A 4,192-nucleotide genomic window follows, 5' to 3' on the forward strand; every position below is an offset into this window, starting at 1 on the left:
CTAAGATACAAATTCTTGCAATAAAAAACAAGCTATTTTAAACCCAAAATACTAATAATCAGTAAATTATAGATGGTTTAAGGAGAGACTAAATAAGAATGATATAAAAGAAAATATATACTTCAAATCCATCGTTTGCATTTAATTATTTAACGATTAAGTATTCTTGTTTGAGAACCTGCTGAAAAGCTGCCCTTGTTGCATCATCATCGCCCGCTTCAGCTTTAAGTTTAGCCAACTTTTTCTTCAACCTGGCAATTTCTTTGACATATTTTTTGTCTAGAATGGCATTGTGTGTTTCCATGGGATCTTGCTGCAGGTCATAGAATTCCCAAGCAGGAGCTGTTGTTTTGGAGTCGCTGCCCGTCATTTCTAATGGCTGTCCATAGAAATAGATCAGTTTGTAGCGTTCATCACGGACTCCAAGATGCGCCGGGCGTATTGGTGCATGTTGCCAGTAACGGTAATACATGGCAGACCGCCATGCTTTGGATGTATTTCCTTTGAGGTTATTCCGGAAGCTTTCGCCTTGGATGTAGGCGGGTTTTTTGATGCCGGCATAGTCTGCAAATAGTGCAGCGAAATCGATATTTAGAATCATGTCGTCTAATCGACTACCAGCTTTGATTTCTTTGGGGTAGCTGATCACAAAAGGCATGCGCAGTGATTCTTCGTACATCAATCGTTTATCCATAAAATTGTGTTCTCCTAAGAAGTATCCTTGGTCGGAAGCCAGGATCACAACGGTATTTTCGTCCAAATTTGCCGCTGTAAGATAGCGCATAATTTTCCCTAGATTATCATCGATTCCAGCGACGCAACGCAGATAATCTTTGAGGAACTTTTGGTAGATCTTTTTGCGGGCTTCCAAAGGGTCCATTCCTTTTGTTGAAAACGGAAGCTCAGGATAAGACGTCCAAAAAGGGCCTACCGAAGCTTGCTCATAACGGTGGCCAAGCTCCTCCAAGGGCTGCCCTTCAAAAGAGCGTCCAGTTGTGATTGCTCCTGAATCCAAAAATGTTGGGGGATAAGGAAACTCCACATCTTTGTAGTAATCTTTGAATCGCTCGGCAAAATCAAAGGGTTCATGCGTCGCTTTGTAATGACACATTAAGAAGAAGGGTTTATCGGGGTTGCGTGATTTTAACCAATCCAGACTCATCGTTGTGGTGATATCATCTACATAGCCTTCGTAAGGTGTACCGGCCTCTTCCTTATCATTCCAGTTGTCTTTAGAGAGGTAAGTCGGGTTATGATAAACACCGTGTCCAGGAAGAACTTTAAAATCGTCAAATCCACTTGGCCTTTTTTTTAGATGCCATTTCCCAAACACAGCAGTTTGGTAGCCCGCATTATGCAGATCCTTGGCGATATTTTCCTTATCGGGATCCAACGCATCTTCCAGTGTGTAGACTTGGTTTTTATTACTGTACTGTCCTGTCAGTATGCTTGCACGGCTAGGGGTGCAAATTGAATTGGTACAGAATGTATTATTGAGTACCGCCCCCTGACTGGCTAATTTTTCAATATTCGGATTTTTGACAAAATCTTTTAAAATACCGCCATATACGCCCCATGCTTGGGCTGTGAAATCGTCCGTTAGGATAAAGACGATATTGGGGCGTTGTGTTGCGTTGTTCTTTTTCTGTGCTTGTGAAAAAATGGGCAATAGGCCGCAGATGAGCAATACAAATTTTTTATTCATGTGAATTCAGCTATATATTAGTCGACGAATTGACTATATCGGATTGCAATAATAGTTATAATCGTTCGTCTTGGTCTGGTTCTGTCTATTTGATTGTAGACAAATCTACTCTTTATAGACAAATATATAATGGATAAACTGTAATAAATATGTTAGTCATCGATACCTTTTCCATCTAGAATATGCTGGTAATATTTTTCGATTCTCGCCTCACGTGTTTTCTCTTGTTTTGCCTGGTTAAAGTAGAATAGATACCCTTTTTGTCGACCTGGTGTAAGGGATTGAAAAGCTTTTTGAAGTAAAGGGTCTTCAAGTAAGGCGCGCTTAAATTCTTCCGCTACAGGGTAATCGGCAGCTTTTCGCATGTCAACTTTCTTGCCTGATTTTTCAATTTCGATGGCCTCCTGAATATATGTCGATATCACTTCTCGCAATGATTCTATCTGCTCAATAGAGGTGAATCTAAGCTGTCTGGCTGACTGAACATTTTCGGTTTGCTGGATCAGTATATTTTTGGGATCTTTTAATAATGCACCTTTATGGAATAGCAGCGCACAGTATTCTTTAAACCCGTGTATCAATACGACATTTTTACCTTCAAATGTATAACAAGGATGCATCCATTTATAATCCTCTTGCAGTGTTTTATTGCCACGGACAATTTCTCTCAACAGATTGAATTCTTCATTCCATCTTGTCGCATTTTCAAAAAAATGTTCAATTTTTAGATTCATCATGTAGTGCTTTAGGTAAGTTTAGCAAGAATTTCTTGTAATCTGTTGTGCGCCATATTGATTCCTCGCGCAAAAGGCATCTGTAACAGCTGGTTCCGAAATGCGACCGACTGAAATATTATATGGATGTGAAGCCTGCTGCGTTCTGCACTTATTTTTTCAAATGTTAAATATTCCAACTGTACGGGAAATGTGCTGTTTTCCATTTCAAAAGTCCGTGTGATGCGTTGATTGGGGAGGAATTCGTGTATCGCTCCATTTGCTTTGAACATGACCTGGCCGTTGTGCGAAGTTTCAAAGGCATAGGAGCCATGCTTTTTATTTTCCAATTTCAGGACTTTGGTTCCCATCCACTGCTCGAAAATTTCGGGATCCTCATATGCTTTGAAGAGCAGTTCAACAGGTAAATCGAATTCCCTTGTAATGACAATCTCCTGTTTATTATCCTCCGCCTGGACGTTAGTTTTTGGCTCCATATTATTTGTCTTTGTAGTTTTGCATAATAGCTTCCAATTTATTGAATCTGTCGTCCCACATTTGACGGAAAGGTTCAATAAAATCCGCAATTTCTTTCATCTTCGATGGGTTGAGTTGATAATATATCTCGCGTCCATTTTGTTGAAACTTTAATAATTCACATTCCGTCAATATTTGCAAATGTTTTGAAACGGTCGGTCTTGCCGTATTGAAATTGGCTGCAATTGCACCAGCAGTCATGGCTTGTGAGGCTAGAAGAAGTAAGATCGCTCTTCTGGTTGGGTCTGCTATAGCTTGGAAAACATCTCGTCTTAAGTTCATATTGATTTATTTGACTACTAATATAAGTGTAGTTATTTGGCTACGCAAATTTTTTATAAATTATTTGTAACGGAATAGCTGGGGGTGGAGCTAACGTGGATCAACGAATAAAAATTTTTTCCTGGCGAATTTAAAATGAAAGCGATCGGGAATTAAACCTATGGATCAATGTTTGGTGAATAATGTTAAATTAGCGTAATTAATTATAGCAGGATGAAAACACAGTTATCGTATTTAAAAAAATTAAGCGTATTGGGGACGAAAACCTTAGTCAAATATTATTTGCTGGCTATTGTTTCGACTTTACTGTATTTGGTGGTTGGCAGTTTTCAGTTTAAGGCTAGTCATGAAGCTTTCTTTTTGACGGTCAGTCCTGCGCAAGCCGCAGCTAAATTCATTTGGCTGATTGGACTGATCCTGCTACCTGTACTACTTTTTATTTTTAGCAACAAATATGTATTTTCAAAGATTGCAAGTCTTGTTGTAGAAGAAAGGCAGGATGATCTCATTCTTCCGGCATTTGATAAAGTATTATTAATTTTTCAATCGAATCAGCCCGATGTAATACAAAATGTCGCTGATTATTCTTTTGCAAAACTTAAATTGATCAATGACGTGAAAAATAATAAAATCGAGAGCCCTTGGGTGCGACGAATTGTCATTTTTGGTCTGAATAAAGTGAGATTTGATGCCCTCGATTTAGACAAAAACGATAGCTTTTATGCGATCGTACGATCGAAGTTTATCCAGGTACTCGAAATCTTAACAGAACCAAGTAGCAAACCATTTTGGCTATGTATTCTTGCGCAATGGCTTATTCTACTTTTTGTGTGGCTGGCCAACTAAATGTGTTGATCACTGCAAGCAAGCAAGCAAGCAAGCAAGCAAGCAAGCAAGCAAGCAAGCAAGCAAGCAAGCAAGCAAGCAAGCAAGCAAGCAAGCAAGCAAGCAAGCA

Annotated in this window: 5 protein-coding genes; 1 reads left to right on the forward strand and 4 read right to left on the reverse strand. The window is 39.2% G+C overall.

Annotated elements, in window-relative coordinates; all coding sequences use genetic code 11:
- Positions 1-145: 145 nt before the first annotated feature.
- The 4 genes from L1283_RS28190 to L1283_RS28205 all read right to left on the reverse strand — a co-directional run bounded on the left by L1283_RS28190 (position 146) and on the right by L1283_RS28205 (position 3,237).
- Positions 146-1,705 carry a sulfatase family protein gene (locus L1283_RS28190; RefSeq protein WP_286848010.1) on the reverse strand — a complete coding sequence of 520 codons (1,560 nt, stop codon included), beginning with the start codon at positions 1,703-1,705 and terminating at the stop codon, positions 146-148.
- A gap of 152 nt (positions 1,706-1,857) precedes the next feature.
- On the reverse strand, positions 1,858-2,442 hold the full coding sequence (locus tag L1283_RS28195) for a YdeI/OmpD-associated family protein (RefSeq protein ID WP_286848008.1): 585 nt from the start codon (positions 2,440-2,442) through the stop codon (positions 1,858-1,860).
- 8 nt (positions 2,443-2,450) lie between these two features.
- The gene (locus L1283_RS28200) at positions 2,451-2,915 is read right to left on the reverse strand and encodes an SRPBCC domain-containing protein (RefSeq protein ID WP_145327413.1); all 465 of its coding nucleotides are present in this window, start codon (positions 2,913-2,915) and stop codon (positions 2,451-2,453) included.
- A gap of 1 nt (position 2,916) precedes the next feature.
- Positions 2,917-3,237: an ArsR/SmtB family transcription factor gene (locus L1283_RS28205; RefSeq protein ID WP_088161133.1), complete on the reverse strand. Its 321-nt coding sequence runs from the start codon at positions 3,235-3,237 to the stop codon at positions 2,917-2,919.
- Positions 3,238-3,450: 213 nt separating this feature from the next.
- On the opposite strand from L1283_RS28205, the gene L1283_RS28210 reads away from it, so the two are divergent.
- Positions 3,451-4,083, forward strand: a complete 633-nt coding sequence (locus tag L1283_RS28210; RefSeq protein ID WP_286848005.1) for a hypothetical protein — start codon at positions 3,451-3,453, stop codon at positions 4,081-4,083.
- The last annotated feature ends 109 nt before the right edge of the window (positions 4,084-4,192 follow it).

Source organism: Sphingobacterium sp. HSC-15S19 (genome assembly GCF_050433745.1).
GTDB lineage: Bacteria > Bacteroidota > Bacteroidia > Sphingobacteriales > Sphingobacteriaceae > Sphingobacterium > Sphingobacterium siyangense.